This window comes from Rhodococcus wratislaviensis, assembly GCF_041228765.1.
GTDB classification, from domain to species: Bacteria; Actinomycetota; Actinomycetes; order Mycobacteriales; family Mycobacteriaceae; genus Rhodococcus_F; species Rhodococcus_F wratislaviensis.
Genome location: NZ_CP150488.1, coordinates 5,668,268 through 5,694,398, shown reverse-complemented (window position 1 = coordinate 5,694,398; position 26,131 = coordinate 5,668,268). Strand labels below are relative to the sequence as shown.

Annotated in this window: 27 protein-coding genes and 6 tRNA genes; 19 read left to right on the top strand and 14 right to left on the bottom strand. The window is 68.4% G+C overall.

All coding sequences use genetic code 11. The features are described from left to right. Positions 1-41 precede the first annotated feature (41 nt). Genes WKC72_RS26305 through WKC72_RS26295 form a run of 3 tightly spaced genes read right to left on the bottom strand, consistent with a single transcriptional unit; the run spans position 42 to position 3,782 of the window. Positions 42-1,379, bottom strand: coding sequence for a glycosyltransferase family 87 protein (locus WKC72_RS26305; RefSeq protein ID WP_037240555.1), 1,338 nt, complete (start codon positions 1,377-1,379; stop codon positions 42-44). 34 nt (positions 1,380-1,413) lie between these two features. Then, positions 1,414-2,970 (bottom strand): alpha/beta hydrolase, encoded by a 1,557-nt coding sequence (locus tag WKC72_RS26300; RefSeq protein WP_037240589.1) that lies wholly within the window; start codon positions 2,968-2,970, stop codon positions 1,414-1,416. A 23-nt stretch (positions 2,971-2,993) separates the two neighbouring features. Further along, complete coding sequence (locus WKC72_RS26295) at positions 2,994-3,782, bottom strand: pyrimidine reductase family protein (RefSeq protein ID WP_037240592.1); 789 nt, start codon at positions 3,780-3,782, stop codon at positions 2,994-2,996. A gap of 34 nt (positions 3,783-3,816) precedes the next feature. Between WKC72_RS26295 and zapE the strand changes: the two genes are divergently transcribed. After that, positions 3,817-4,833: a cell division protein ZapE gene (gene zapE / locus WKC72_RS26290; RefSeq protein WP_037240557.1), complete on the top strand. Its 1,017-nt coding sequence runs from the start codon at positions 3,817-3,819 to the stop codon at positions 4,831-4,833. Between the two features lie 9 nt (positions 4,834-4,842). Here the strand turns inward: zapE and WKC72_RS26285 are convergent, their stop codons facing one another. The 3 genes from WKC72_RS26285 to WKC72_RS26275 are packed head-to-tail and all read right to left on the bottom strand — an operon-like array spanning position 4,843 to position 7,047. Further along, on the bottom strand, positions 4,843-5,373 hold the full coding sequence (locus WKC72_RS26285) for a GNAT family N-acetyltransferase (protein WP_037240560.1): 531 nt from the start codon (positions 5,371-5,373) through the stop codon (positions 4,843-4,845). Further along, complete coding sequence (locus WKC72_RS26280; protein ID WP_037240562.1) at positions 5,370-5,804, bottom strand: hypothetical protein; 435 nt, start codon at positions 5,802-5,804, stop codon at positions 5,370-5,372. The genes WKC72_RS26285 and WKC72_RS26280 overlap by 4 nt, the downstream gene beginning before the upstream one ends. Positions 5,805-5,826: 22 nt before the next feature. After that, a complete protein-coding gene (locus tag WKC72_RS26275) occupies positions 5,827-7,047 on the bottom strand; it encodes an MFS transporter (protein ID WP_370180253.1) in 1,221 nt (406 codons plus the stop codon). A gap of 452 nt (positions 7,048-7,499) precedes the next feature. Between WKC72_RS26275 and WKC72_RS26270 the strand changes: the two genes are divergently transcribed. Continuing rightward, complete coding sequence (locus tag WKC72_RS26270; RefSeq protein ID WP_370180251.1) at positions 7,500-7,988, top strand: 2-isopropylmalate synthase; 489 nt, start codon at positions 7,500-7,502, stop codon at positions 7,986-7,988. Positions 7,989-8,061: 73 nt separating this feature from the next. Here WKC72_RS26270 and WKC72_RS26265 read toward each other — a convergent pair. The 5 genes from WKC72_RS26265 to WKC72_RS26245 form a co-directional block, all read right to left on the bottom strand. Then, positions 8,062-8,136, bottom strand: a tRNA-Val gene (locus tag WKC72_RS26265). 16 nt (positions 8,137-8,152) lie between these two features. After that, positions 8,153-8,225 (bottom strand) — tRNA-Gly (locus WKC72_RS26260). Between the two features lie 77 nt (positions 8,226-8,302). After that, a tRNA-Val gene (locus WKC72_RS26255) sits at positions 8,303-8,374 on the bottom strand. Position 8,375: 1 nt separating this feature from the next. Continuing rightward, positions 8,376-8,446: transfer RNA gene (locus WKC72_RS26250), tRNA-Cys, on the bottom strand. Positions 8,447-8,470: 24 nt separating this feature from the next. Next, positions 8,471-8,543, bottom strand: a tRNA-Gly gene (locus tag WKC72_RS26245). A 242-nt stretch (positions 8,544-8,785) separates the two neighbouring features. Between WKC72_RS26245 and WKC72_RS26240 the strand changes: the two genes are divergently transcribed. The 11 genes from WKC72_RS26240 (at position 8,786) to WKC72_RS26190 (ending at position 19,302) form a co-directional block, all read left to right on the top strand. Further along, positions 8,786-8,857 (top strand) — tRNA-Val (locus tag WKC72_RS26240). 152 nt (positions 8,858-9,009) lie between these two features. Further along, positions 9,010-10,215, top strand: coding sequence for an RtcB family protein (locus tag WKC72_RS26235; RefSeq protein ID WP_370180249.1), 1,206 nt, complete (start codon positions 9,010-9,012; stop codon positions 10,213-10,215). A gap of 104 nt (positions 10,216-10,319) precedes the next feature. Continuing rightward, positions 10,320-10,745, top strand: coding sequence for a TIGR02611 family protein (locus tag WKC72_RS26230; protein ID WP_370184529.1), 426 nt, complete (start codon positions 10,320-10,322; stop codon positions 10,743-10,745). 95 nt (positions 10,746-10,840) lie between these two features. Further along, a complete protein-coding gene (gene thrS / locus WKC72_RS26225; protein ID WP_037240574.1) occupies positions 10,841-12,898 on the top strand; it encodes a threonine--tRNA ligase in 2,058 nt (685 codons plus the stop codon). Between the two features lie 5 nt (positions 12,899-12,903). Then, a complete protein-coding gene (locus tag WKC72_RS26220) occupies positions 12,904-13,479 on the top strand; it encodes an HIT domain-containing protein (protein WP_005240964.1) in 576 nt (191 codons plus the stop codon). Between the two features lie 79 nt (positions 13,480-13,558). Beyond that, entirely contained in the window at positions 13,559-14,224 is a 666-nt protein-coding gene (gene pgsA, locus WKC72_RS26215) for a phosphatidylinositol phosphate synthase (RefSeq protein ID WP_268790793.1), read from the top strand. Beyond that, positions 14,221-15,126 carry a phosphatidylinositol mannoside acyltransferase gene (locus WKC72_RS26210; protein WP_370180245.1) on the top strand — a complete coding sequence of 302 codons (906 nt, stop codon included), beginning with the start codon at positions 14,221-14,223 and terminating at the stop codon, positions 15,124-15,126. The genes pgsA and WKC72_RS26210 overlap by 4 nt, the downstream gene beginning before the upstream one ends. Beyond that, the gene (locus tag WKC72_RS26205; protein ID WP_037240582.1) at positions 15,123-16,250 is read left to right on the top strand and encodes a glycosyltransferase family 4 protein; all 1,128 of its coding nucleotides are present in this window, start codon (positions 15,123-15,125) and stop codon (positions 16,248-16,250) included. The genes WKC72_RS26210 and WKC72_RS26205 overlap by 4 nt, the downstream gene beginning before the upstream one ends. Continuing rightward, positions 16,247-17,269, top strand: a complete 1,023-nt coding sequence (locus tag WKC72_RS26200; protein WP_370180242.1) for an NUDIX domain-containing protein — start codon at positions 16,247-16,249, stop codon at positions 17,267-17,269. Before WKC72_RS26205 ends, WKC72_RS26200 begins: the two co-directional genes overlap by 4 nt. A 151-nt stretch (positions 17,270-17,420) precedes the next feature. Continuing rightward, positions 17,421-18,323 (top strand): pyridoxal 5'-phosphate synthase lyase subunit PdxS, encoded by a 903-nt coding sequence (pdxS, locus tag WKC72_RS26195; RefSeq protein WP_011598631.1) that lies wholly within the window; start codon positions 17,421-17,423, stop codon positions 18,321-18,323. A 157-nt stretch (positions 18,324-18,480) separates the two neighbouring features. Next, positions 18,481-19,302 (top strand): acyl-CoA thioesterase II, encoded by an 822-nt coding sequence (locus WKC72_RS26190; protein WP_112300693.1) that lies wholly within the window; start codon positions 18,481-18,483, stop codon positions 19,300-19,302. Between the two features lie 6 nt (positions 19,303-19,308). Here the strand turns inward: WKC72_RS26190 and WKC72_RS26185 are convergent, their stop codons facing one another. Continuing rightward, positions 19,309-19,932, bottom strand: a complete 624-nt coding sequence (locus tag WKC72_RS26185) for a hypothetical protein (RefSeq protein WP_370180239.1) — start codon at positions 19,930-19,932, stop codon at positions 19,309-19,311. 56 nt (positions 19,933-19,988) lie between these two features. Here WKC72_RS26185 and WKC72_RS26180 point away from each other — a divergent pair, with 56 nt between their 5' ends. Continuing rightward, positions 19,989-20,843 carry an acyl-CoA thioesterase II gene (locus tag WKC72_RS26180; RefSeq protein WP_037239911.1) on the top strand — a complete coding sequence of 285 codons (855 nt, stop codon included), beginning with the start codon at positions 19,989-19,991 and terminating at the stop codon, positions 20,841-20,843. After that, entirely contained in the window at positions 20,840-21,448 is a 609-nt protein-coding gene (pdxT, locus tag WKC72_RS26175) for a pyridoxal 5'-phosphate synthase glutaminase subunit PdxT (protein ID WP_037239913.1), read from the top strand. The genes WKC72_RS26180 and pdxT overlap by 4 nt, the downstream gene beginning before the upstream one ends. Here the strand turns inward: pdxT and WKC72_RS26170 are convergent. After that, positions 21,445-22,365 carry a hypothetical protein gene (locus WKC72_RS26170; RefSeq protein ID WP_370180235.1) on the bottom strand — a complete coding sequence of 307 codons (921 nt, stop codon included), beginning with the start codon at positions 22,363-22,365 and terminating at the stop codon, positions 21,445-21,447. The two genes, pdxT and WKC72_RS26170, sit on opposite strands and share 4 nt — an antisense overlap. Continuing rightward, positions 22,362-22,718, bottom strand: coding sequence for a GntR family transcriptional regulator (locus tag WKC72_RS26165; protein ID WP_037239917.1), 357 nt, complete (start codon positions 22,716-22,718; stop codon positions 22,362-22,364). The genes WKC72_RS26170 and WKC72_RS26165 overlap by 4 nt, the downstream gene beginning before the upstream one ends. A gap of 144 nt (positions 22,719-22,862) precedes the next feature. On the opposite strand from WKC72_RS26165, the gene WKC72_RS26160 reads away from it, so the two are divergent. The 4 genes from WKC72_RS26160 to ruvB all read left to right on the top strand — a co-directional run bounded on the left by WKC72_RS26160 (position 22,863) and on the right by ruvB (position 26,014). Then, entirely contained in the window at positions 22,863-23,615 is a 753-nt protein-coding gene (locus WKC72_RS26160; RefSeq protein ID WP_011598635.1) for a YebC/PmpR family DNA-binding transcriptional regulator, read from the top strand. 136 nt (positions 23,616-23,751) lie between these two features. Continuing rightward, the gene (gene ruvC, locus WKC72_RS26155; RefSeq protein WP_037239920.1) at positions 23,752-24,321 is read left to right on the top strand and encodes a crossover junction endodeoxyribonuclease RuvC; all 570 of its coding nucleotides are present in this window, start codon (positions 23,752-23,754) and stop codon (positions 24,319-24,321) included. Next, complete coding sequence (ruvA, locus tag WKC72_RS26150) at positions 24,318-24,920, top strand: Holliday junction branch migration protein RuvA (protein ID WP_037239923.1); 603 nt, start codon at positions 24,318-24,320, stop codon at positions 24,918-24,920. The genes ruvC and ruvA overlap by 4 nt, the downstream gene beginning before the upstream one ends. Continuing rightward, positions 24,917-26,014 (top strand): Holliday junction branch migration DNA helicase RuvB, encoded by a 1,098-nt coding sequence (gene ruvB / locus WKC72_RS26145; protein WP_037239926.1) that lies wholly within the window; start codon positions 24,917-24,919, stop codon positions 26,012-26,014. The genes ruvA and ruvB overlap by 4 nt, the downstream gene beginning before the upstream one ends. Positions 26,015-26,131: the final 117 nt, after the last annotated feature.

The window sequence follows — 26,131 nt, the reverse complement described above, 5'->3', positions numbered from 1 at the left end:
TTTCGCCGATTCCGGCCGTGACGCCCGGCGTGGGACGCGACCTACGTCTTGGCGGCGGCCGACTCGACCTGCGGCTGCTCGTCCGGTTCCGGATCCCGCGGCGGGGCCTCGGGCGTCTTCACGTCCGGTTCGACGAGGAACGCCGGATCGATGCCCCGGTCGAGTCGCCCGTCCCGCCGTGCGGCGACGTAGCGGACGGTCAGCACACCGAAGATCACGAGGAGTATCAGACTCCACCCCAGTGTGGTCTTCATGTACTCGGCGGTCCGGCCGGCCTCGATGAACCGGCTCGACAGCCAGCTGTCGTAACTCATGAACCCGTACACGGCCAGCCACGCCGGCCAGTTCCGCATCACCGAATTCTTCAGCACCACGGACATCAGGAGCGGGAACAGCATCATCGAGTAGTACATCTGGCCCAGCGAGCCGAGCAGCCACGACGCCGTCAGCAGAACCCCGGACGTGGTGACGACGAAGAACAGCTCGTCGTGGCGGTAGTAGCGGTAGAGCAGCCACAGAGAGCTGAGCACGATGGCGGTGAAGACACCGCGCAGGGTCCAGATCATGGCGGTGGGGAGACCGTAGTACTTGCCGTTGCCGACGATTGCGCTGTTGAAGTAGTCGCGCGACTCCATCAGGTACGGCACCGTGTGGCGCACGAAGTCCATCGGGTCCGCGGACAGCGGCCACGCCACGGCGGTGAGGATCAGCGGGATACCGATCGCGGTGACGAACACCTTCCACTGTCCCCGCACCAGAGGCAGCAGCAGGAGTGGGGCGAGGATCGGTTTGACCGCGAACGTCAGCCCGATGGCGACACCGGACCACATGTCCTTGCGCTTCATCAGCAACACGAGGAACGCGATCTCGCCGAGCAGGACCAGACCGTTGATGTTGGTGAAGACGAGGGTATTGGTGACGGTCTCGGACGAGAACGTGGCGAGCAGCAGGATCGGGGCGGCGATGGAGTTCAGTCCCAGCCCGAACAGCCGCAGGAGCAGGTACAACGCGATCACGATGGCGATCGCGTTGGCGATGATGAACAACCACCGGGACTTCTCGGGGTCGATCACCGCGATCGGCGCCATCAGCAGCGTGCCGGACGGCGGATACAGGTAATGCGGATCGACCCAGTTGAAGTTGGCGGTGTAGACGGGCCGTCCGTTCAGGAAGGCCAGCGCAGCGTTGTAGACCGGGCGGAAGTCGTCGGTGATGTACCCGTTGACCGCCTTGACGACCACTCGATGCAGCACAGTCATGACGGCGATCGGCCACAGCGCGAAGTTGATTACCTCGTTGGCAGTCCGCCCAGTGCGCGGTTCGAGTTGTCGAAGGAACACCACGGCACGGTACACCGAGAAGCTCTGACGTGCGGTCACGCACCCCCTGTGGGTGTCGGGCGGAACACGTCGGCTAGGCGGGGCAGGCGCTGCCGTCCGGGGGCAGCACGCCGTCCGAGACGTAGGTGACGATCGACTTCTGCGCGCAGTCCGAATGGGTGGCGGGGTGACCGCTGCCGTGCCACGTCAACGTCGCCGTCGCGGCGCCGACGCTCGACACGGCCCCGGTCACCGTCCCCACTCCGGCGTTCCCGACGACCGGGTCGGCGGTGCCGCTCAGCACCAGGACCGGCAGCGTCAGCTCGCCGGGCAGGGCAGGCGGCGCGGTCGCGGGCCAGGAAGTGCACGCGAGCAGTCCGACGGCGGCGTTGGGACCGAAGAGCGGGAACCGCTCGCCCCACAGTTTCTGCAGTTCGCGGACCCGGTCGGGTGCGGGCCACTGCTGACCGTCCGTGCATCGGGTGATGAATTGGCCGTCGCTCTCGTAGGCTGCCTCGGCCTGCGCGACCGCCGCGAGGATCGGCGCCGTGTTTCCGGCGAGGGCGGCGGACACCGCATCGGACAGGGCGCGGACGCGGCCCTGCTGGTCGCCGCCCGCCGCGGCGAGCGACCCGGACACCGCGGTGAGGAGGGCGTTCGCGGAGACGCGAGGGATCTGGCCGTTCGCGGCGCGGGTGACGGCGTCGGCCATCGCGGCGCGGGGGTCGGCGCCGAGAGAACAGTTCAGGGCGGTGCACTGGCGGGCGAACGCGTCGAACGCCGCCTCCTGACCCGCGACCTGCTGCTCGGTGGCGGTCGCGGCATCCACGGTGGTGACGGCGGGGGAGTCGAGGACCAGCCGGCCGACCCGATCCGGGTACTTGGCGGCGTAGCTGAGCGCGACGGCACTGCCGTTGCCGGTGGCGAGGATCCCGAGCGCATCGACGTCCCAGGTGCGGCGCAACTCCTCGATGTCGTCGGCGGCGTGGGTGCTGTCGAACGCGAGTTCCTGCGGCTGGAGGTAGTCGGTGCATGCGATGGTGGCGTCGCGGCCCAGCGCGGTCACCTTGTCGACCTGGTCACCCGTCCCCGGGTCGAACTGCCCGAGATCCGCCAGGCTGCTGCGGAGCTCCGGGGTGAGGCATTCGATCTCCTGCGAGGAGGCGATGCCGCGGCGGTCCACCGCGACCACCGGTCGCGTCGACAGCAGGGACGTCAGACCGCCGGTGCTCAGCGCTGCGAGCGTCGCGGTCGACGACCGGTCCGATCCCGACGTGAGCACCAGCGGGGCGGCGCCGTCCGGGGTGTCGGCGAGCCGCGCCCGCATCGCGCCCATCGTGAAGGAGCCGGGGAGGGTGCCGCTCTCGTCGACGGCCGACTCGTACGAGCCGCATTCGAAGACGAGCCCGGCGGGCGGTGTCGTTCCCGGGCCCAGGGTGCCGAGGGTGCTCTGCGTGCAGTCGGTCCACGCCAGATCGTTCTTCGGGGTCTGCAACACGGGTGGGGGAGCGTCGGGGTTCTCGGTTTCGGTCGCGGTGGGTTCGCTGCCGCCGCCCTCGCGTTCGACCGCCACGTGCGGCCGGTTGGACGGTCCGGCTCCGCACGCGCTGCACACGACGAGAACCATTGCGAGCAACACCGATCTGCGCATGGCGACCACCCTGCCAGGTTCCCCTACGGGCGGGGCAGCCGCACCCACCTGGTGAGGACGGTGCCGTCGGTGTCGGTGAGGATGTGCGCGGGAGTCATCGCGGTGACCCGGGTACCCGGCGAGGTGGCGACACGACCCGCGGTCCCGCCGACGAGCACGGGCGCCGTGGTCAGGCAGACCTCGTCGACGGCGTCGTCCGCGGTCAGCTGCCCGAACAGGCTCGGGCCGCCCTCGCAGAGCACCCGGCGCAGTCCGAGATCCTCGAGGGCGGCGATCAGCCCGTCGCCGGTGACCTGCCCCTCGCCGGCCGTCACGATCCGCGCACCCGCGTCGGCGAGCGCCCGGACCCGCGCCGGGTCGGCGTCGGTGCACGTGACGACGATCGGGGCCACCTCGGTGTCGGTGAACAGGCGCGAATGCGGGTCGAGGTGGGCGCGTGCCGACACGACGGCGATCGGCGGGACCTCCGGCATCCCCGACGCCACCCGACGTCGCCTGCCCTCCGCGCCCACGCGCGCCCCGCCGTAGTTCTCCGCCCTGACGGTTCCGGCCCCGACCAGCACGACGTCGGCCAACTCCCGCAGGGTTTCGAAGACCAGCCTGTCCGCGGGTGTGCCGAGCGCCCCACTGACGCCGTCGACGGAGACGGCGCCGTCGATGCTGCTCACGAAGTTGACGCGGACCCAGGGCCGCAGGGTCTCCCTCGGGTAGGCATACAGGTCGCGCAGCGCGTTCGCGGTCGATTCACTGGACTCCTCCCGGGCGGGCGGACTGTCCGGTGTGAAAAATGTCGCAATATGTACACGGTGCATGTTGGTGATCACAACACGTGGATACCCTGCTTGTATGCATGCACGTCTTGTCGATCGCAGCCCCGTGGTACCGGCTGATCAGTTGGTAGCTCAGATGGTGCCCCCGGCCATGTTCGACGAGGTGAGCTTCGCGTCGTACATCCCCGATCCCGCAGAACCCAGCCAGGCCGCCGCGGTCCAGACGGCCGAGGAGTTCGCGAAGAAGGTCGTGAAGATCCGCAGCGGCGGGCGACGCGGCCTATTCGGGAAGAAGACGCAGGCCACCGGTGCCGGTCTCTACCTCGACGGCGGCTTCGGCGTCGGCAAGACCCACCTTCTGGCCTCGATCTTCCACAGCGTCCCGTCGCCCAAGGCGTTCGGCACGTTCGTGGAGCTGACGCACGTCGTCGGTGCCCTCGGTTTCAACAAGGCCGTCGAGCAGCTGTCCGACCACAGCGTCCTCTGCATCGACGAATTCGAACTCGACGACCCGGGCGACACCATGCTCGTGTCCCGCCTGCTGTCGGAACTGTCGGCGCGCGGCGTGTCCATCGTGGCGACGTCGAACACCCTGCCCGGCCAGCTCGGTGAAGGACGATTCGCGGCACAGGACTTCCTGCGGGAGATCAAGAAGCTCGGCTCGATCTTCGAGACGATCCGCGTCGACGGCCCCGACTACCGGCACCGCGACCTGCCGCCGGCCCCGGACCCGATCTCCTCGGAGGAGCTCGCCGAGCGCGCCGACAGCATCCCCGGCGCCACACTCGACGACTTCGACGCGCTGTGCAAGCACCTCAGCACGCTGCACCCGTCCCGCTACAACAAGCTGGTCGAGGGCATCCCGGCCGTGTTCCTCGACGGCGTCCACCCCGCCGAGGACCAGTCGGTCGCGCTGCGCCTGGTGGTCCTCGCCGACCGCCTGTACGACGCGAGCATCCCGGTCACCGTGGCAGGGGCCAAGCTCGACGCGATCTTCACTCCCGAGATGCTGGCCGGTGGATACCGGAAGAAGTACCTGCGTGCCACATCGCGCCTGCTGGCGCTGTCGCGCTTCGAGGTCGCCGCGAGCTGACGCCGCTCGTCACAGCGCCCGCTGCATCACGAAATCGTGGTGCAGCTGGGTGCCGACGAGGAAAGTCTTCGTTCCGACCTGCGTGAATCCGTGCTTCGCGTAGAAGCGTTGGGCGCGCACATTCTCCTGATTGACGCCGAGCCACAGCCCGGCGAACCCCGCGGCGACGGCGCGTTCGACGATGGCGTCCATCAGCGCGGACGCGACGCCGGTCCCGTGATTACCGGGCAGCACGTACAGCTTGCTGATCTCGGTGGTCGGCCGCAGTGTCACGACCCTGCCGACGTCCGGATCGGCGGGTTCACCGTCGATCAGCATCGCGTAGCCGACGATCGCCCCGCCGTGGGTGACCTTCAGGACGGTGCGGTTCGGGTCGGTGAGGTACTCGGAGAACCGTTCGGCCGACAGCACGTCGTCGATGAAGGCGGCGATGTCGTCCTGTGTCGCACCGGGCGGGCACGCGAGCGGGAACGTTGCCGCGGCGACGTCGGCGATCGCCTCGGAATCCCAGATCCCCGCCGGGTCTATTTCGACAGTCACAGCTGATCCACCGCGTCCTTCGCTTCCCGAAGTGTCATTCCCGTACTGTCCCGCAGCAGGGTGATCGCCGCAACGTTCTTGCCCTCGCTCTTGAGGTCGCGAAGCCTGCCCTCGATCGGCGCCGTGTCTCCGCAGGAGCGGATCCCGGCGGGGACCGGCCGGGCCTGGAGCCGGCCGTACTCGACCGTGGCCTTCGCGTGCCGCACGCCGATCCCGTCCCGTGCGACGAGAATCTTGATCGCCTCGAGCGTCCTGCCCCGGTCGAGCAGACAGCTCACCTCGTCCCGGACAGCGTCGTCGAGTTGTCGCCAGGTCGATGCGGGATGCAGGTCGTGTGGGGTGTGCGAGCCGCCACGAGCGGACCGTGACGAGACCAGAACCGCGACGTAGACGATCGCCACGGCGATCACGAACCATCCCCAAGTCGGCATGTCCTAAGTAGAACATCTGCTGTCAGTCGGGATCCGGGGCCCACTCGGATTGCCTGGCGCGGTCCCGGTCCGGGGCGAACGCCGGGGCGAGCAGGATGAGCCCCACCGCGAACAGGAGCGGGACGACGAACCCGATCCGCAGGCTGGTCGCCGCGGCGACGCCGCCGACGATCGCCCCGCCCACGAGGGTTCCCACGTAGTTGAACAGGTTGATCCGCGCCACGACGTCGTCCACCTGTCCGCCGGGCGCCAGCCGCCCGGCGGCACTGAAACACAGGGGAGCGACGACCGGCACGCCGAGGCCCACGACGAGGAATCCGGCAATCGCGACGGCCGGCGACGGGGCGAGCACGACGACCGTCAGTCCGGCGACACCGACTGCCGAACCCGCACGGACGACGGCGATCTCGCCGTACTTCGCCACCCAGTAGTCGCCGCTCAGTCGCGACACCAGGGCCGAGCACTGATATGCGGCCAGCGCCAGGGCAGCTGTGCCGGCATCCGCGAGCAGAACGTTCCGGACGTACAGCGCGGACCAGTTGCCGACACCGAAATCGATCGCGTAGAACAACGCCATCGCGGTACCGAGCGCGAGCAGTGCGCGGATCGGAACCGGCACGGGCACAAAGCCGGTCGCCGGCGCGGCGGTGCCCGCCGGCTCCCGGCGCACGAGGAGCCGGGGGCCGCAGACGGCGAGACCGACGGCCACGACGAGCGCCGCCACCAGTTGCGCGGTGGCGACGCCCACGCCGAGGGCGGAGGTGGCGGCGACGAAGAGTGCACCCGCAATCGCGCCGACGCTCCACACTGCGTGGAACGACGACAGGATGAAACGGCCGTAGGCGTGCTGGATCGACACCGCCTGCATGTTGGCGGCGGCGTCGACGATGCCCAATCCGGCGCCGTACACGGACAGGCAGACGAAGAACGCCGCGGTATTCGGGCTGAAACCGAGGGCGCCGCCGGCGACCGTGATGGTCGCGAGGCCGAATCGCAGGGCCGACCGGCTGGAGAATCGGCGGGCCAGGTGCTCGGCGAGGACGCTTCCCGCCCCGGCAATGAGAGACACCGTCACGACCGCGACGACGATGACGGTGTCGTCGAACCCGAATCTGTCCTGGTACTGCGGCAGTTGCGTGAGGACGGCCGCGAGGAGAAAACCCTGCAGGCCGAATGAGCCCGCTGCGGCGATCCGTGCCGAGCGGTGATCCGCGGACACATCGGGGCGTCGTGAATCCGTCATGGGTCGGCCTTCGGTAGTGGACATCCAATCGATTGGACGAGTGTCCAATACTTTGCGGGGATGTGCAGCGTTCTCCGAACAGGCGGGCGAAATGTCCTGATGCGCGCGGTGCGTGAGGTGCCCGGAACAAGACTGAGCCCCAGCCTTGGATGGGGGGTCATGGCTGGGGCTCATTGCCATCGGGGGGGTGGATGGCAAGTTCGACGATACATGAGGAATTCCTCACGTTCCAGAGGCAGCGGTAACGATTTCGTCACCCGCCCGTCACCGGTGGTCGGGCGTGCGACAGGTAAACCGGGGGTTGTCTCTGCGGACGGTTGTCGCTTACAGTGTGATCCATGCAGCGCATTCTCGTAGTTCTCCGCCGTAGCGGGGTCTGATACGGACCGACCCCTCGCTGCGGGTCGTTGAGCTACGCGTTGGTCCTCCCTTCTTTCAGGAAGACCACGAGAATGAGTACCAACACTTCTTTCGCTTCATCTTTTCCCTCCTCGACCCCGGCCGCCGACCCGTTCGCCGCGCGCCACGGCAAGTCGCTGCCGCGGGAACTCCGCAACGAATCCGCCGGAATGGCATGGTCCGCGTTCGAAGCCGTCTACGCGCCGTCCAGCGGACCGTTCCGTCTGGGCAGTTGGTCGGAAACGAAGACCGGCCCCGGAATGTGGGATTTCGAAGGGACACTCGGTATCGGCGAATCGATCTGCCAGACCGCTGCGAGCGCTCCCGGCCCGGTGGCCGCCATGACCTCGATGCTGTACGACGCGGGGTGTGCGATGGAGATCCTGTCGTTTCATCAGCACGAGATCGGGCACCGCACCGCGACATTCCTGCTCTGCGAGCGCGCCGGCATCCGCCTCTGGGCGATGGGAATCGGCGAATCCCACACGGAATCGACTTTGCGCGCAATGATCTCCGGCGCCAACCGGCTCCAGCCTGCCTGAACCCGGAACGACAGTTCAGCCCCGGTCGATGACCGGGGCTGAACTGTCGTGAACTGTTCGGTTGAGAGTGAACTGGTGCGCGATACTGGGATTGAACCAGTGACCTCTTCCGTGTCAGGGAAGCGCTCTCCCGCTGAGCTAATCGCGCGGGATGAAAAGAAGAGAGCGGACGACGGGATTCGAACCCGCGACCCCAACCTTGGCAAGGTTGTGCGCTACCAGCTGCGCCACGTCCGCATTCGTGAAAGCCCCCGTCCTGGCGGGCCTCACTGGTCGAGCAAGTAAAACAGTCGTACATCTATCATCTATCTCGGTGCGCGATACTGGGATTGAACCAGTGACCTCTTCCGTGTCAGGGAAGCGCTCTCCCGCTGAGCTAATCGCGCGAGGTGGAGACGGGAATCGAACCCGTGTGCACGGCTTTGCAGGCCGTTGCCTCACCACTCGGCCACTCCACCGCGAAGGTTGAGTCCAACCTCTCGAGCGGACGACGGGATTCGAACCCGCGACCCCAACCTTGGCAAGGTTGTGCGCTACCAGCTGCGCCACGTCCGCATGCACCGTGTAACTCGCGGAGAATGTTCTCCGTGGTGCGGTTGAGAACATTAGCCGACCATCCGCGATAGTTACAAATCTGCAGGTCAAGGCATCAGACGGTGAACTACGCATGAACGACGCCGGGTCGCGGGTGTGCCGCGGGCAAGGGTCGACACGAATCCCAACGACGTGATTTTCGTTCGGCCGCTCGGTCGTGTTAATGTTCCAACTCGTTCGAGCGCGAGTGTTTGGCGCGCTTCGGTCCCGTGGCTCAGTGGAAGAGCGTCCCGTTCACACCGGGGAGGTCGCTGGTTCGATCCCAGCCGGGACCACAGAGAAGAAGAGGGCGTTTCCGAAATCGGAAACGCCCTCTTTTTTCGTGTGGCGCACCCGAATAATCGGTTGTTCCGGCTCTCCGGCGCGGCGGACAATGAACTCAGCCGGCCGAATTCCCGGGTGATCCGCTATCGAAGGACTGAGTCCCATGTTCCCCGTGAGGCTGGAAGGCACCGCCGCGCCCACCTTGATGTGGGCGGAAGAGTGGACCATCGAGCAGGCTGCGTTGCAGCAGCTGCGGAACATGGCCGACCTGCCGTGGGTACACGGGGTGCGGGTCATGCCCGACGTCCACGTGGGCAAGGGTGCGACGGTCGGTTCCGTCATCGCGATGCGGGAGGCGGTCGCCCCGGCGGCGGTCGGCGTCGACATCGGGTGCGGAATGACGGCGGTCCGGACCGATGTGACCGCGAGCGATCTGCCCGACAGCCTGCGGTCGATGCGGTCGCGGATCGAGCGTGCGGTGCCGGTCGGGTTCGCCATGCACGAGCGTGCGGTGAACATCGGGGCACTGGACGTCGCGGACGCCGGGGGAGTGAAGAAGGGATGGCACCGCTTCTGGCAGGACTTCGGTGACCTGCACTCCGGCGTTCAGGCCCGCGAATCCAAGGCGATGAAGCAGATCGGCACCCTCGGCGGCGGCAACCACTTCATCGAGGTGTGCCTGTCCGACGCCGACGAGGTCTGGCTGATGCTCCACTCCGGGTCGCGCAACATCGGCAAGGAACTGGCGGAGCGGCACATCGCGGTGGCGCGGGCGCTGCCGCACAACCAGCGGCTGGTCGATCGCGATCTGGCGGTGTTCCTCGCAGGCAGTAAGGAGATGGACGCGTACCGCCACGACCTGACGTGGGCGCAGGAGTACGCAGCCCGCAACCGTGCCGTCATGCTCACGCTGGTGATGCAGGCGTTCCGGCAGGCCCTCCCCGGCAGGCCGGTGCGGTTCGACGAGCCGATCTCCTGCCACCACAACTACGTGTCGGAGGAGATCATCGACGGTGAGCCGATGCTCGTCACCCGCAAGGGCGCGATCCGGGCCGGGCGGGGTGATCTCGGACTCATCCCCGGCTCCATGGGCACCGGTTCCTACGTGGTGCGGGGCCTGGGCTCCGAGCTGTCCTTCAATTCGGCGTCGCACGGGGCGGGCCGGACGATGAGCCGTACGAAGGCGAAGAAGCGTTTCACCGTCGACGACCTCGTGCGGCAGACGTCCGGAGTCGAATCGCGCAAGGACGCGGGCGTGATCGACGAGATCCCCGGCGCCTACAAGGACATCGAGCAGGTGATCGAAGCGCAGGCCGATCTCGTCGAGGTCGTGGCCCACCTGCGGCAGGTCGTCTGCGTGAAGGGATGACCCGCGTGCGACTGCGACGGCGCGCCGCCGCAGGTCGCGGTCGGTAGGGTGGACTGGTGACTAGCGGAGAAGCTCGGCCGGGACCCGCGCCCGAGAACGTGGACGTGGACGACTCGGATCTGTCGCCGTTCCAGGAAGCGGAGAGCCGCTGGCGTCGGTGGCGAGCACACATCGCCGCGCGGCCGAGCCTCAACCTGGCGTACCGCATCGCGGTGGGGGTGATCGGCGGACTCGTGCTGGCCGCGGGCATCGTCGCGATTCCCTACCCCGGCCCCGGCTGGTTGATCGTGTTCGCGGGGCTCGGAATTCTCGCGTCCGAGTTCGCGTGGGCCCACCGGCTGCTGCACTACGCGCGTCAGCGGTACGACAAGTTCATGGACTGGTTCTCGCGGCAGTCGCTGGTGGTCAAGGGGGCGGGCGCGCTGCTGACGTGTGCCGTCGTCCTCGCCACGCTGTGGTTGCTCGGGACGTTCGGTCTCGTCGGAACGTGGATCGGCCTCGACTACCCGTGGCTGGAGAGCCCGCTCTAGCCGGACGCATGGTTGGGTGTGACTGCTGGGCCGATAACATGGGCTGGCACATTCACCATGTCTGCACCGCACACCTCACCTAGGAGAACATCGCCGTGAGCACCCCCGCATCCGCCGCCCCAGCCGCCCTCGTCCGGGTGCCCGCGGGGACTACGGCCGGTACAGCGGTTCGGGAGGCCGGCTACCCGAGCAAGGGCCCGGACGTCGTCGTCGTGGTCCGTGACGCGGAGGGCCAGCTCAAGGACCTGTCCTGGGTGCCCGACGCCGACGTCGAGGTCGAGCCGGTCGCGGCGAATACCGACGACGGCCGCAGCGTCATCCGCCACTCGGCGGCCCACGTGCTCGCGCAGGCCGTCCAGCAGGAATTCCCCGAAGCCAAGCTGGGCATCGGCCCGCCGATCAAGGACGGCTTCTACTACGACTTCGCCGTCGATCGCCCGTTCACCCCCGAGGACCTCGCGAGCCTCGAGAAGCGGATGAAGAAGATCATCAAGGGGTCACAGCGGTTCTCCCGTCGCGTCGTCGAGTCGCTCGAGGAGGCCCGCTCCGAGCTGGCGAAGGAGCCCTTCAAGCTCGAACTCATCGACGACAAGTCGGGAATCGACGATCCGGAGATCATGGAGGTGGGCGGCAACGAGCTCACCATCTACGACAACCTGGACCCGCGGACCGGCGAGAAGGTGTGGGGAGACCTGTGCCGCGGCCCGCACATCCCCACTACCAAGCACATCCCGGCGTTCAAGCTCACCCGCAGCTCGGCGGCGTACTGGCGTGGCAACCAGGACAATGCCGATCTCCAGCGCATCTACGGCACCGCGTGGGAGTCGGCGGAGGCGCAGGATCAGCACCTGGAACTGCTCGCCGAGGCCGAGCGTCGCGACCACCGCAAGCTGGGGTCGGAACTCGACCTGTTCAGCTTCCCCGACGAGCTCGGCTCCGGACTGCCCGTGTTCCATCCGCGGGGCGGGATCATCCGCACCGAGATGGAGGACTACTCCCGCAAGCGTCACGTCGAGGAGGGGTACGAGTTCGTCAATACCCCACACATCACCAAGGGGCACCTCTACGAGGTGTCGGGTCACCTGGACTGGTACCGCGACGGCATGTTCCCGGCGATGCACATCGACGAGGAGCTGAACGAGGACGGCACCGTGCGCAAGCCGGGCCAGGACTACTACCTCAAGCCGATGAACTGCCCGATGCACAACCTGATCTTCCGCTCCCGCGGCCGGTCGTACCGAGAACTGCCGTTGCGGCTCTTCGAGTTCGGTTCGGTGTACCGGTACGAGAAGTCGGGTGTGGTTCACGGACTCACCCGTGTGCGCGGCATGACGCAGGACGACGCGCACATCTACTGCACCCGCGAGCAGATGCGCGACGAACTGGCGACCACCCTGCAGTTCGTCCTCGGACTGCTGAAGGACTACGGACTCGACGACTTCTACCTCGAGCTGTCCACCAAGAACCCGGACAAGTTCGTCGGCGACGACGCCGTGTGGGAAGAGGCGACGGCGACACTCGCCGAGGTCGCGGAATCGTCGGGGCTGAACCTCGTTCCCGATCCGGGCGGCGCCGCGTTCTACGGACCGAAGATCTCGGTGCAGGTGCAGGACGCCCTGGGCCGCACCTGGCAGATGTCGACCATTCAGCTGGACTTCAACCTGCCGGAGCGTTTCGACCTCGAGTACACGGCCACCGACGGCACCAAGCAGCGTCCGGTCATGATCCACCGGGCCCTGTTCGGTTCCATCGAACGGTTCTTCGGCGTGCTCACCGAGCACTACGCGGGTGCGTTCCCGGCGTGGCTGGCGCCCGTCCAGGTGGTCGGCATCCCGGTGGCCGAGACGTTCGCCGATCACCTCTTCGACGTGGTGAAGCGGCTGAAGGCTGCCGGTATCCGCGCCGAGGTCGACGCGAGTGACGACCGCATGCAGAAGAAGATCTTCAACAACACGGCGCAGAAGGTGCCGTTCATGTTGCTGGCGGGTGCGCGCGACGTCGAGGCGGGTGCCGTCAGCTTCCGATTCCGGGACGGCACCCAGGTCAACGGTGTGCCCGTGGACGACGCCGTGCGCATCGTCACCGACTGGATCGGTCGCCGCGAGAACGCCTCGCCGACGGCGGAACTGCTGCAACCCGGTAAGGAAGGGTGACGCACATGACCGGAGGTGACGACGTGACGGCCGACGAGATGCTCGGCGGCCCCGGCCGCCTCGTCGACCGCGGCCCCGGCGAACCCGATCACCTCCAGCGGATCTGGTCGCCGCACCGCATGTCGTACATCGCCGAGGCGCCGAAGTCGCGGGACACCCCGAACGAGCCGTTCATCGACATCCCGAAGATGGACGACGAGGACGGGTTGATCGTCGCCCGGGGTGAGCACGTCTACGCGGTCCTCAACCTGTACCCGTACAACCCGGGGCACCTGATGGTCGTTCCCTACCGCAAGGTCGCGGCGCTGGAGGACCTGACGGAAGAGGAAAGCGCCGAGTTGATGTCGTTCACCCAGCAGGCCCTGCGGGTGATCAAGCGGGTGTCGCGGCCGGACGGGTTCAATGTCGGCCTCAATCTCGGTGCGGCGGCAGGCGGTTCGCTCGCCGAGCACCTGCATCAGCACATCGTTCCGCGGTGGGGCGGGGACGCGAACTTCATCACGGTCCTCGCCGGGGTCAAGGTCATGCCGCAGTTGCTGCGCGAGACCCGGGGGCTGCTGGCGAAGGCCTGGAATGAATGACTCGATAGATGAATGACGCGCGAGTCGCTGACTCACGCGTTCGGGGTTCCTGGCAGGAAGTGAAGAACGGGGTGGAGAGGTGCTGAGCTTCTTCGGACGGGCATCCGTGTCCAAGGTGACGGCGCCATTGGGGAAGGCCCTGGTCAAGACGGGGCTCACTCCCGATTCCGTCACCGTCATCGGCACCGTGGCGACCGTGGCCGGTGCGGTCACGCTGTTTCCCAGCGGACATCTGTTCTGGGGAGCGATGTTCATCTGGCTGTTCGTCATGTTCGACATGCTCGACGGTGCCATGGCCCGCGCCCGCGGCGGCGGAACCCGGTACGGCGCCGTTCTCGACGCCACCTGCGACCGGGTGGCCGACGGTGCGATCTTCGCCGGTCTCGCCTGGTGGGCGGTCTACCACGAGAACAGCAAGCCGCTGCTGATCGCGACTCTGCTGTGCCTCGTCACCTCCCAGGTGATCTCGTACGCCAAGGCGCGCGCCGAGGCGAGTGGACTGTCCGCCGACGGCGGACTCATCGAACGACCCGATCGGCTGATCATCGTGCTGGTCGGCGCCGGGGTGACCGGGCTCGGAGTCCCATGGGCGATTCATGTCGCGATGTGGTTGCTGTCGGTCGGCAGCGTCATCACCGTGTTCCAGCGGGTCCTGGCGGTCCGCAGGTCGCCAGGCGCCCGCGACGTGCTGCCCCTGCCTCCGGCTGACACGACGCCGGAAGACGGACAGGCGAGCACGCAGTGAGCGGACTGTCGGAACGCATCAGCGACCTGGGGTACGCGGCCGGCTGGCGGCTGGTCCGTGCGCTACCCGAGAAGGCCGCGGTCACCCTGTTCGACAGGGGAGCCGACCTCGCCGTCCGGAACGGCGGCCCGGAACAGTTGCGCCGCAATCTCGCCCGTGTGCTGGGTGTGTCCGCGGCCGAGGTGCCGGACACCCTGATGGGGGCCTCGATGCGGTCCTACGCGCGCTACTGGCGGGAGGCTTTCCGGCTGCCGTCGATGGACCTCGTGAAGACCGGCGCCGCCCTCGACGAGCTGATCGAAGGGCAGAAACACCTCGACGCCGCGAAGGAAGCAGGCCGAGGCGCGATTCTGGCACTGCCGCACAGCGGCAACTGGGACATGGCAGGCGTGTGGTGCGCCCAGCACTGGGGCGGTCTGTCCACGGTCGCCGAGCGTTTGAAGCCCGAGTCGCTGTACCAGCGGTTCGTCGACTACCGCGAAGGGCTCGGTTTCGAGATCTTCCCGCTCAGCGGGGGAGAGCACCCACCCTTCGTGGAACTGTCGGCGCGACTGCGCGGCAACGGGATCGTGTGTCTGCTCGGTGAACGCGACCTGGCGAAGAAGGGTGTCCCGGTGACGTTCTTCGGGGAACCGACGCGCATGCCCGCCGGTCCCGCCAAGCTGGCGATCGACACCGGCGCGCCGCTGCTGCCGGTGCACTGCTGGTTCACGGACGGCGGGTGGGGTTTCCGCATCGACCCGCCGATCGACACCACCGACGGGGTGTTCGCGGCGACCCAGGCCCTGGCGGACCGGTTCGAGGCCAACATCGCGGCACATCCCGAGGACTGGCACATGCTCCAGCCGCTGTGGCTCTCCGACCTGTCCCAGGCGAGGCTCTCCCGCATGGAGAACTCGTGAAGATCGGAATGGTCTGCCCGTACTCGTTCGATGTCCCGGGCGGAGTGCAGGCCCACGTCGTCGACCTCGCGGAGGTCCTGATCGAGCGTGGGCACAAGGTGAGCGTCCTGGCCCCGGCGTCCGACGACATCGACCTGCCGGACTTCGTCGTCTCCGCAGGACGTGCCCTCGCCATTCCCTACAACGGTTCGGTCGCCCGGCTGAGTTTCGGCCCGGCCGCGAGCGCCCGCGTCAGGCGCTGGATCTCGGACAACAACTTCGACGTCCTGCACATCCACGAGCCCAACGCGCCGAGCCTGTCGATGCTTGCCATGCGCGTGGCCGAGGGGCCCATTGTGGCGACGTTCCACACGTCGACCACGAAGTCGTTGGTGCTGAGCACGTTTCAGGGTGTGCTCCAGCCCTACCTGGAGAGGATCAGCGGACGAATCGCGGTGTCTGAACTCGCGCGACGCTGGCAGGTGGAGTCACTCGGCTCCGATGCGGTCGAGATCCCCAACGGCGTCGACGTCCCTGCGTTCGCGAACGCGGAGCCGCTGCCCGGCTACCCACGACCCGGAAAGACCATTCTCTTCCTCGGACGCTACGACGAGCCCCGCAAGGGCATGGCGGTGCTGTTGAAGGCGCTGCCGACCTTGGTGGAGAAGTATCCCGACCTCGAGGTGCTGGTGGTCGGCCGCGGTGACGAGGACAAGCTGCGTCGCGAGGCCGGCCCGGTATTCGGGCACCTGCGACTTCTCGGCCAGGTCGACGACGCCGAGAAGGCGTCGGCGCTGCGGAGCGCCGACGTGTACTGCGCACCCAACCTCGGCGGGGAGAGCTTCGGCATCGTGCTGGTGGAGGCGATGGCCGCGGGAGCTGCCGTCGTGGCGAGCGAACTGGACGCGTTCCGCCGGGTTCTGCGGGACGGGCAGGCAGGCGTGCTGGTGCCGGTCGGGGATTCGGCGGCGCTCGCCGCCGGGATCGACTCGGTGCTCGGCGACCCCGAGCGCAGCGCCGCACTCACCGACGCCGGCCGGACGGTGGTCACCGAATACGACTGGCCGGTGGTGGCCGAACAGATCCTGCGTGTCTACGAGACCGTCACCGTCGGCCGCGACGGCGTCCGGGAGGTTGGCTCGTGACGTTCTCCGCCCTCACGATCCTGGTCCTCGCCCTGGTCGCCGCCGTCGTCCTGGCGATCGGCCTGTGGGCGTACGGAACGGCCAACCGCCTCGACCGCCTGCACGTCCGCTCCGACCTGTCCTGGCAGGCCCTCGACGCGGCTCTCGCCCGGCGGGCGGTGGTCGTGCGGGCGGCGGCCGCGGCGATGGACCCACCCGAGGGCAGGTCGCTGGCCGCGCTGGCGGCCCGGGCCGAACGGTCGGACCGGGCCGACCGGGAGATCGCCGAGAACGCGTTGTCGAGTGCGCTCTCGTCCCTCGACCCGGAGACCCTGCGCCCCCAATTGGTGGCGGAACTCGCCGATTCGGAGGCGCGGGTGCTGATCGCCCGCCGTTTCCACAACGACGCCGTCCGCGACACCCTCGCACTCCGCACCCGGCGTCCTGTCCGATGGCTGCACCTCGGGGGCACGGCCCCGCTGCCGACGTACTTCGAGATCACCGAACGCTCGTCCGCCGCGGCGGTCACCGAAGGTCTGGCTCTCGACTCCGTCCGGACCTCCGCCCGGGTGGTGCTGCTCGACGGTGAGGGCCGGGTCCTGCTGCTCCGGGGGCACGACCCGACCGTCCCCGACATCTACTACTGGTTCACGATCGGCGGCGCCGTCGAGAAGGGGGAGAACCTGCGGGCCGCCGCGGTCCGGGAGATCGCCGAGGAGACGGGGCACAGCGCGTCGCCCGAATCGCTGCGCGGACCGATGTGGCGGCGGGTGGCCATCTTCTCCTGGAACGGGCAGCTGATCCGCTCCGAGGAACTGTTCTTCGCGCTGCGCACCGACGGGTTCGAGCCGCACCACGGGGGCTTCACCGAACTCGAGAACCGCACCATCACCGGTCACCGGTGGTGCACCGCGGACACGGTGCGTGAACTGGCGGCAGCAGGTGAAGCCGTGTATCCGCACGACCTCGCGGACCTCCTCGACGAGGCAGGCGCGGTGGCCTCGGCCGCGGACGAACCCGAGGTGCGCGCGATCACCTGAGCCGCCCGCAGATCCGGAGAAAGCCAGCAATCGCGGACTGGCTACGGAACTGGACCGCCGCTCGTCCTAGAATCGGGTACTGCAGCGTGAACGTCGTCGCTCACGCATGCCGCTTTCGAAGTCAATCCACGCCACAACCCAGGAGTTCGCTGTGAGCACCCCCGACACCACCCCCACCACCGGTACGGCCCGCGTCAAGCGTGGCATGGCCGAGATGTTGAAGGGCGGGGTCATCATGGACGTCGTCACCCCCGATCAGGCGAAGATCGCCGAGGATGCCGGTGCGGTCGCGGTGATGGCGCTCGAGCGGGTGCCCGCGGACATCCGCGCGCAGGGTGGGGTGTCCCGGATGAGCGATCCGGACATGATCGACGGCATCATCTCCGCGGTGTCGATCCCGGTGATGGCCAAGGCCCGGATCGGGCACTTCGTGGAGGCGCAGATCCTGCAGTCCCTCGGGGTCGACTACGTCGACGAGTCCGAGGTGCTGACCCCGGCCGATTACGCGAACCACATCGACAAGTGGCAGTTCACGGTTCCGTTCGTCTGTGGTGCCACCAATCTCGGTGAGGCGTTGCGCCGGATCACCGAGGGTGCGGCGATGATCCGGTCCAAGGGTGAGGCCGGTACCGGTGACGTGTCCAACGCGACCACGCACATGCGGACGATCGGTGGGGAGATCCGCCGGTTGACCTCGCTGAGCGAGGACGAGTTGTATGTGGCGGCGAAGGAGCTGCAGGCGCCGTACGACCTGGTCGTCGAGGTCGCGAAGGCCGGGAAGTTGCCGGTCACGATGTTCACCGCCGGTGGTATCGCGACCCCGGCGGATGCGGCGATGATGATGCAGCTCGGTGCGGAGGGTGTGTTCGTCGGGTCGGGCATCTTCAAGTCCGGGAACCCGGCCGAGCGGGCCGCGGCGATCGTGAAGGCGACCACGTTCTTCGACGACCCGGACGTGCTGGCGAAGGTGTCCCGTGGGCTGGGTGAGGCGATGGTCGGGATCAACGTCGACGACATCCCCGTTCCGCACCGGCTCGCCGAACGCGGCTGGTGATCCCCGCGATCGATCGGTGATCGGTCGCGGCGCTCCCGGCGCCGCACTGCTTCCGTTCGCACCGCACGAGGCCCCGACCCGGGCCTCGTGCGGTGCGGTGTGCCGGTGCCCGGGACCCGTGTGAGTGTCAGCGGACGAGCATCGGAAGGGGCCGTGGATGGCGACGATCGAAGAGATCCTGGAAGTGGAACGCCTCGAGGAGAACATCTTCCGAGGCATAGCGACCGAGACCATGCTTCCCCGCACGTTCGGTGGGCAGGTGGCCGGTCAGGCGCTGGTGGCGGCGGTCCGCACGGTCGACCCCCGCTTCATGGTGCATTCGCTGCACGGCTACTTCCTCCGCCCCGGAAACCCCACGATGCCCATCGTGTACCTCGTGGACCGCATCCGGGACGGCCGGTCGTTCGTCACCAGACGGGTCAGCGCCGTCCAGGACGGTCAGGCGATCTTCACGATGTCGGCGTCGTTCCAGGTCGAGGACGAGGGCATCGGGCACCAGGACGAGATGCCCGTGGTCCCGCCGCCCGACACGCTGCCGTTCGCCAGTGACTCCGACGACCCGGAGATCGCCTGGCTCGCCCAGGAGTGGTCCGACTGGGACATCCGGATGGTCGGACACGGCGAGGTCGACCGCCGGCGCGGTGCGGCCGCTCAGCAGCAGGCGTGGTTCCGGTCCCGCAAGACGCTGCCCGACGACCCCGTCTTCCACGTCTGCGCACTGGCCTACATGAGCGACATGACGCTGATCGGTTCCGCCATGACCCCGCACCCCGGAGTCGAGATCAACGGTGCCTCACTCGATCACGCGCTGTGGTTTCTGCGGCCGTTCCGGGCCGACGAGTGGCTGCTGTACGACCAGACGTCACCGTCCGCCGGTTTCGGTCGGGCGCTCGCGCAGGGACGGATCTTCGACCGGAAGGGCAACCTGGTCGCCGCCGTCGTGCAGGAAGGGCTGACCCGGTTCCTGCGCACGACGTGAGCGGGCTCAGCGGCCCGCCCGGACGGCGGGCCTCGGCGGATGGTCGTACCGCACCAGCAGGTCGGGTTCGACCGTGACGTCGGCAGCGCGGCGCAGCAGGGCGGGCACGGTCCATCGTTGATCGGCCGGGGTTCGGCGCATCAGGGCTCCTTCACCGAGATGGAGTTGCACGGTGACGTCGAACTCGAGGTCCCGGCCGAGCAGCATCGGGCCGGCGACGAGAAGCACCTGACCGTCGGCTGCGGGAACACGGGCGCAGCGGGCGGAGCGATCCTCGTCCTCGTCCCACAGGCGCGGCAACCACCGGCGGTCGGCGCGGACCGACCGCACCACCTCCCGGTTCAGGGCGTCGTAGTCGAACCAGAGGGTGCGGTAGCTGAGTTCGTCGTCGCGTCCGTGCTCGAACCGCAGGGAGGCGGGCCGGACGTAGTCGTGGAGGGACACCACGTCGCATGGGCGGCCCTGCTCCCGCAGCGACGCGCACACCGCGTCCGCGAGGGGCAGGGGGTGCGCGCCGTCGGGAGCGTCGATCGCGACGACGGCGGTGCCGTGAACGGCGAGGCATCGTTCGGAGACGAGGGCGACGAGGCCGTCCGGGCTCGTCGGTGTGAACATCGTCATGGCACCCATGGTGCCTCGAGCCCGAACCGGGCGGATAACCTTGACCGGGCACAGAAGGAGGGCTCATGGCGAGCATCGAGGACGTTCTCGAACTCGAAGCGCTGGAGAAGGACATCTTCCGCGGCGCGGTTCATCCGTCTGTTCTGACGAGGACGTTCGGCGGGCAGGTCGCGGGTCAGTCGCTGGTGTCCGCGGTCCGTACCGTCGACGAGGCATTCAAGGTCCACTCCCTGCACGGGTACTTCCTGCGCCCCGGAAATCCGGCGAAACCCACCGTGTACCTGGTCGACCGGATCCGGGACGGCAGATCCTTCTGTACGAGGCGCGTCACCGGAATCCAGGACGGCAAGGCGATCTTCACCATGTCGGCGTCGTTCCACAGCGAGGACGAGGGCATCGAGCATCAGGACACGATGCCGTCCGTCCCCGCGCCGGAGGAACTCGTCGACGCACAGACCCTCGAGGAGTTCGCCGCCACCGACCTCTACCGGGAGTGGAAGGAATGGGACGTCCGCATCGTTCCGCCCGGATCCACCGGGAAGACCCCCGGAATCGCCGCGCAGCAACGGGTGTGGATGCGGTACCGCAGCAAGCTGCCGGACGATCAGGTCTTCCACATCTGCACGCTCGCCTACCTCAGTGACATGACGCTCCTCGGTGCGTCGAAGGTCCCGCACCCGGGAGTGGTCACGCAGACGGCGTCGCTCGATCACGCCATGTGGTTCATGCGCCCGTTCCGCGCCGACGAGTGGCTGCTCTACGACCAGACCTCGCCCTCCGCCGGCTTCGGCCGCGCCCTCACCCAGGGCCGCATGTTCGACCGGAACGGCACGATGGTCGCCGCCGTCGTCCAGGAGGGGTTGACCCGCATCCAGCGCGATCAGGACAAGCGCGATATCGAGACAGGAAACATGGCATGACCCGTCCCCTCGTCGGAGTACTCGCCCTGCAGGGCGACGTCCGTGAACACCTTGCGGCACTGAACGATTCGGGTGCCGACGCCGTCGGCATCCGGCGCCCGGAGGAGCTCGACAAGATCGACGGCCTCGTCATCCCGGGCGGCGAGTCGACCACGATGAGCAAGCTGCTGCAGATCTTCGAACTGCTCGAGCCGCTGAAGGCGCGCCTGCGCGACGGGTTGCCCGCCTACGGGTCCTGCGCCGGGATGATTCTCCTCGCGAGCGAGATCCTCGACACGAGACCCGACGCGCAGCACCTCGGTGCGATCGACATGACGGTGCGCCGCAACGCCTTCGGTCGTCAGGTCGACTCCTTCGAGTCCGACCTCGAATTCGAGGGCATCGTCGGCGAGCCGATCCGGGCCGTGTTCATCCGGGCTCCGTGGGTGGAGCGCGTCGGCGACGACGTGCAGGTCCTTGCCCGCGTGCCCGAGTCGGGTGGCGCGGCCGCCGGACGGATCGTGGCCGTCCGGCAGGGCGCCGTGGTGGCCACGTCGTTCCACCCGGAGGTGACGGGCGACCGGCGGGTGCACGAGTTGTTCGTCGACATCGTCCGCGGGGTCTAGCTCGCCGGACGGGGTGCGACGAGCGAGTTGAGGAGCGCCGCACCCTGCGCGGCGCCGTCCACGGTGACCGCGAACGGGCGGCCGCCGGTGCGGGTCACCACGATGCCGTCGCCGGCGCGGATCACGACCGCGGTCCCGCGCGGCGTGAAGCGGTAGCCCCAGCCGCCCCATTCCGTGGGCCGGATCTCGGTGACCCGGGCCTCGTCGACGGAGTCGAGCGGGATCCTCCGCCAGCGGACGTTCCACGACGACAGGGTGAGTCCCGTGCGGTCGATCTGCACGGTCACGGACGCGAAGCCGCCGGCGGCGACCGCCAGGACGAGGAACAGGACGGCGAGCCAGAGCGCTCCCACCAGCGCGGAGACGACGGCGGCCACGGCCATGGCGAGAGCGAGCACGCCCGCCCACCGCCCGTGGGCAAATCCGGTCCAGGCTGCGCGTTCGCCGGGACCCAGCGGGACGGGCAGCGTCGGCGCTGCAGCGTTCTCCGTGGAATGCGACGTCCGGGGGAGCAGGGCGAACGTCGCGATCGCCCACAGGATTCCCAGGAGGGGAACCACGATCCACCAGCCCAGCGTTGCGGCCTCGGGCGAGCCCGCGTCGATCGTGGCAGCGACGCTGACGATCCAGGCGGTGGCCACCGTCCCCCCGATGAGAACGGTGGCGGGAAGCCAGAGCGCGACGTCGGTGCGGACCCGCGCCGCCACGACGCCGGCGGTCACGGCGGCGGCCGCGCAGACGGCGGCAGCGATCCAGAAGTAGGTGGTCGTGTCGCTGAATCGGTCGGGTTCGGTGCCGGACCAGTGGCTGGCCACCACCGGCGGCAGTTCGCCGCTCCACGCGAGTCTCGCGATCACGAGCGCGAGGAGGGGCACGGCCGAGGTTGCGGCGAGGAGCCGCGTGCGGGAGGTTGTCATTGTCTGGTGGTCTCCTTGATCACGTCGAGCATCTGTTCGGTGTCGAGTCCGAGGCGTCGTGCCTCGGACACGAAAGCGCGTGCGGCTTCGGTCAATCCGGTGCGTACCGGGTCCGTGTCGGCGCGGACGACCGCGCCCCGGCCCCGGCGGAGGTCGATCAGGCCCTCGTCGCGCAGCGCGGCGTACGCGCGCAGCACGGTGTGGAGGTTGACGTCGATGGACTCGGCCAGCGCCCGGGCAGAGGGCAGCCGGTCGCCCGCGCCGATCTCGCCGCGCAGGAACGCGCCGCGCACATTGGCCGCGATCTGTTCACCCAGTGGGGTGGTGGAGCTGTGGTCGACCCGCATCAACATGTTTGCATTCTATGCAAACAATGCCGACTTATGCGAGTTGTTACCCCGGGAACGCACAGGGGCGGCCGGGCTGCGGGTAACATCGTCAAAGCTGAAACCGCGCATTCGGCGTGCCAAAGGCAGCAGGAAAGGGGCTTGAATCGCATGAGCGGCCACTCCAAATGGGCCACCACCAAGCACAAGAAGGCTGTGATCGATGCCAAGCGTGGCAAAGCCTTCGCGAAGCTGATCAAGAACATCGAGGTGGCGGCCCGTACCGGCGGTGGCGATCCTGCGGGAAATCCCACCCTGTACGACGCCATCCAGAAGGCCAAGAAGACGTCGGTGCCCAACGACAACATCGAGCGCGCGCGCAAGCGCGGCGCCGGTGAAGAAGCGGGCGGCGCCGACTGGCAGACCATCATGTACGAGGGCTACGGACCCAACGGTGTCGCCGTCCTCATCGAGTGCCTGACCGACAACCGCAACCGCGCGGCCGGCGAGGTACGTACCGCGATGACCCGCAACGGCGGCAACATGGCCGACCCGGGTTCCGTGTCCTACCTGTTCACGCGCAAGGGCGTCGTCACCCTGGAGAAGGGTGACCAGTCCGAGGACGACGTGCTGATGGCGGTCCTCGACGCGGGTGCCGAAGAGGTCACCGACCTCGGCGACACGTTCGAGATCGTGAGCGAGCCCACCGACCTCGTCGCCGTCCGCAGCGCACTGCAGGAGGCGGGAATCGACTACGACTCCGCCGAGGCCGACTTCCGCGCGTCCGTCGAGGTCCCGGTCGACGCCGACGGAGCCCGCAAGGTGTTCAAGCTCGTCGACGCGCTCGAGGAGTCCGACGACGTCCAGAACGTCTACACCAACGTCGACCTGTCCGACGAGGTGCTCGCGGAGCTCGACGACTAGATCGCACGACGCACGGCGCGGGGTGGGGGAGCGGTGCTCGCCCGCCCCGCGCCGTCCTGCGTGTTGGTGCGCCGACTCGTCCGACCCCACGGCTAAGCTATCGAACAGCTGTTCGGCGTGGGAGAGGTGGCTTTGCGTGCGTGTGCTGGGTGTGGATCCCGGTCTGACCCGGTGCGGATTCGGAGTGGTGGACGGCGGCAGCGGCCGCACCGTCACCCCGATCGCCGTCGACGTGGTCCGAACCCCGGCAGACCTCGAGCTGTCGTCCAGGCTGCTACGGATCTCCGAGGCGGCCGAATCGTGGATCGATCTGCACAGGCCCGAGGTCGTGGCGATCGAGCGGGTGTTCTCCCAGCACAATGTGCGCACCGCGATGGGCACCGCGCAGGCGGGTGGCGTCGTCGCCCTCGCCGCCGCGCGCCGCGGCATCCCCGTGTGTTTCCATACCCCCAGTGAGGTCAAGGCCGCCGTCACCGGGAGTGGCTCGGCAGACAAAGCTCAGGTGACGGCCATGGTGACGCGCATCCTCAAACTAGCGGCCGCACCCAAACCGGCCGACGCGGCGGACGCGCTGGCCTTGGCGATCTGCCATTGCTGGCGGGCGCCGATGATCGAACGCATGGCCCGCGCCGAAGCCGCGGCCGCCGAACAGAAACGTCGCTACCAGGCCCGACTGGCCGAAGTGAAGAAGGCAGGTACACGATGATCGCGTCCGTCCGCGGCGAGGTGCTCGAGATCGCCCTCGACCATGCGGTGATCGAATCCGCGGGAGTGGGATACCGCGTGAACGCGACGCCGGCCACTCTCGGCGGACTGCAGCGGGGAACCGAGGCCCGGCTGGTCACGGCGATGATCGTCCGCGAGGACTCGATGACCCTGTACGGGTTCCCCGACTCGGAGTCCAAGGAGTTGTTCGGGCTGCTCCAGACGGTGTCGGGTGTCGGCCCGCGCCTGGCGATGGCGACCCTCGCCGTCCTCGAACCCGACGCGTTGCGGGCGGCACTGGCCGAGGGCAACGTCACGGCCCTCACACGGGTGCCGGGCATCGGCAAGCGCGGGGCGGAGCGGATGGTCGTCGAACTGCGCGACAAGGTCGACGCCGTCGCGTCCACCGCCGGGGCGGTGCCGCTCGGTGCGGGCGGCGGCGGATCGGTCCGCGACCAGATCGTCGAAGCCCTCGTCGGGCTCGGATTCCCGGCCAAGCAGGCCGAGCAGGCCACCGACGCCGTCCTCGCCGAGGCGCCCGAGTCGACCACCTCGTCCGCGCTGCGCTCCGCCCTGTCGCTGCTCGGGAAGACCAGATGAATCCCGAACCCGGCGGCGACTACGACGAGGAATCCCCGGTCTCGGCCGATCTCGTCGCCGGCGACGGCGACATCGAGGCCAGCCTGCGGCCGAAGAATCTCCACGACTTCATCGGGCAACCGCGGGTCCGCGAGCAGTTGCAACTCGTCCTGACCGGCGCCAAGATGCGCGGCGGCACCCCCGACCACATCCTGCTCTCGGGCCCGCCCGGGCTGGGGAAGACCAGCATGGCGATGATCATCGCCGCCGAACTGGGCTCCTCGCTGAGACTGACGTCGGGTCCGGCGCTGGAACGTGCCGGCGACCTGGCCGCCATGCTGAGCAATCTCGTCGAGGGCGACGTGCTGTTCATCGACGAGATCCACCGCATCGCCCGGCCTGCCGAAGAGATGCTCTACCTCGCGATGGAGGACTTCCGGGTCGACGTCGTGGTCGGCAAGGGTCCCGGCGCCACGTCCATTCCCCTCGAGGTCGCGCCGTTCACCCTGGTCGGGGCCACCACCCGCTCGGGGGCGCTCACCGGGCCGCTGCGCGACCGGTTCGGCTTCACCGCCCACATGGACTTCTACGAACCCGCGGAACTACAGCAGATCCTCATGCGATCGGCGGGCATTCTCGGAGTGCAACTCGGCGAGGACGCCGGCGCCGAGATCGCGAGCAGGTCCCGGGGCACGCCCCGCATCGCGAACCGCCTCCTCCGCCGTGTCCGCGACTACGCCGAGGTCCGGGCGGACGGCGTCGTCACCCGCGAGATCGCCCACGCGGCCCTCGCCGTCTACGACGTCGACCAGCTGGGACTCGACCGCCTCGACCGGTCCGTTCTCAGCGCTCTCGTGCGCAGCTTCGGCGGTGGCCCGGTCGGGGTGTCCACCCTGGCCGTCGCGGTGGGTGAGGAGCCCGCCACCGTCGAGGAGGTGTGTGAGCCTTTCCTCGTCCGTGCCGGAATGATCGCCCGGACACCTCGCGGTCGTGTCGCCACGGCCGCCGCGTGGACGCAACTGGGCCTGACCCCGCCGCCGGACGCTGTGACCGGCGGAATCGAGGTTCGCGTCAACGAGCCGCAGGCCTCCCTGTTCGATCCGGAAGACCCCTGAGCGTCCCCCGGAGAAACGCCCGCCTCGTGCCGACCGAACCGGTGTCCGGGCCGGTGATGGCACACTGGTGTATTGCATCGGTCCAACCGGGACCAGTGCTTCGGACCGTGCGACATA

Coding starts and splice junctions, on each gene's coding strand:
- WKC72_RS26300 (WP_037240589.1), bottom strand. CDS start 2,970: ATGCGCAGATCGGTGTTGCTCGCAATGGTTCTCGTCGTGTGCAGCGCG.
- WKC72_RS26295 (WP_037240592.1), bottom strand. CDS start 3,782: ATGCACCGTGTACATATTGCGACATTTTTCACACCGGACAGTCCGCCC.
- zapE (WP_037240557.1), top strand. CDS start 3,817: ATGCATGCACGTCTTGTCGATCGCAGCCCCGTGGTACCGGCTGATCAG.
- WKC72_RS26280 (WP_037240562.1), bottom strand. CDS start 5,804: ATGCCGACTTGGGGATGGTTCGTGATCGCCGTGGCGATCGTCTACGTC.
- WKC72_RS26275 (WP_370180253.1), bottom strand. CDS start 7,047: ATGACGGATTCACGACGCCCCGATGTGTCCGCGGATCACCGCTCGGCA.
- WKC72_RS26270 (WP_370180251.1), top strand. CDS start 7,500: ATGAGTACCAACACTTCTTTCGCTTCATCTTTTCCCTCCTCGACCCCG.
- WKC72_RS26235 (WP_370180249.1), top strand. CDS start 9,010: ATGTTCCCCGTGAGGCTGGAAGGCACCGCCGCGCCCACCTTGATGTGG.
- WKC72_RS26220 (WP_005240964.1), top strand. CDS start 12,904: ATGACCGGAGGTGACGACGTGACGGCCGACGAGATGCTCGGCGGCCCC.
- WKC72_RS26190 (WP_112300693.1), top strand. CDS start 18,481: ATGGCGACGATCGAAGAGATCCTGGAAGTGGAACGCCTCGAGGAGAAC.
- WKC72_RS26185 (WP_370180239.1), bottom strand. CDS start 19,932: ATGGGTGCCATGACGATGTTCACACCGACGAGCCCGGACGGCCTCGTC.
- WKC72_RS26180 (WP_037239911.1), top strand. CDS start 19,989: ATGGCGAGCATCGAGGACGTTCTCGAACTCGAAGCGCTGGAGAAGGAC.
- pdxT (WP_037239913.1), top strand. CDS start 20,840: ATGACCCGTCCCCTCGTCGGAGTACTCGCCCTGCAGGGCGACGTCCGT.
- WKC72_RS26170 (WP_370180235.1), bottom strand. CDS start 22,365: ATGACAACCTCCCGCACGCGGCTCCTCGCCGCAACCTCGGCCGTGCCC.
- WKC72_RS26165 (WP_037239917.1), bottom strand. CDS start 22,718: ATGTTGATGCGGGTCGACCACAGCTCCACCACCCCACTGGGTGAACAG.
- WKC72_RS26160 (WP_011598635.1), top strand. CDS start 22,863: ATGAGCGGCCACTCCAAATGGGCCACCACCAAGCACAAGAAGGCTGTG.
- ruvA (WP_037239923.1), top strand. CDS start 24,318: ATGATCGCGTCCGTCCGCGGCGAGGTGCTCGAGATCGCCCTCGACCAT.
- ruvB (WP_037239926.1), top strand. CDS start 24,917: ATGAATCCCGAACCCGGCGGCGACTACGACGAGGAATCCCCGGTCTCG.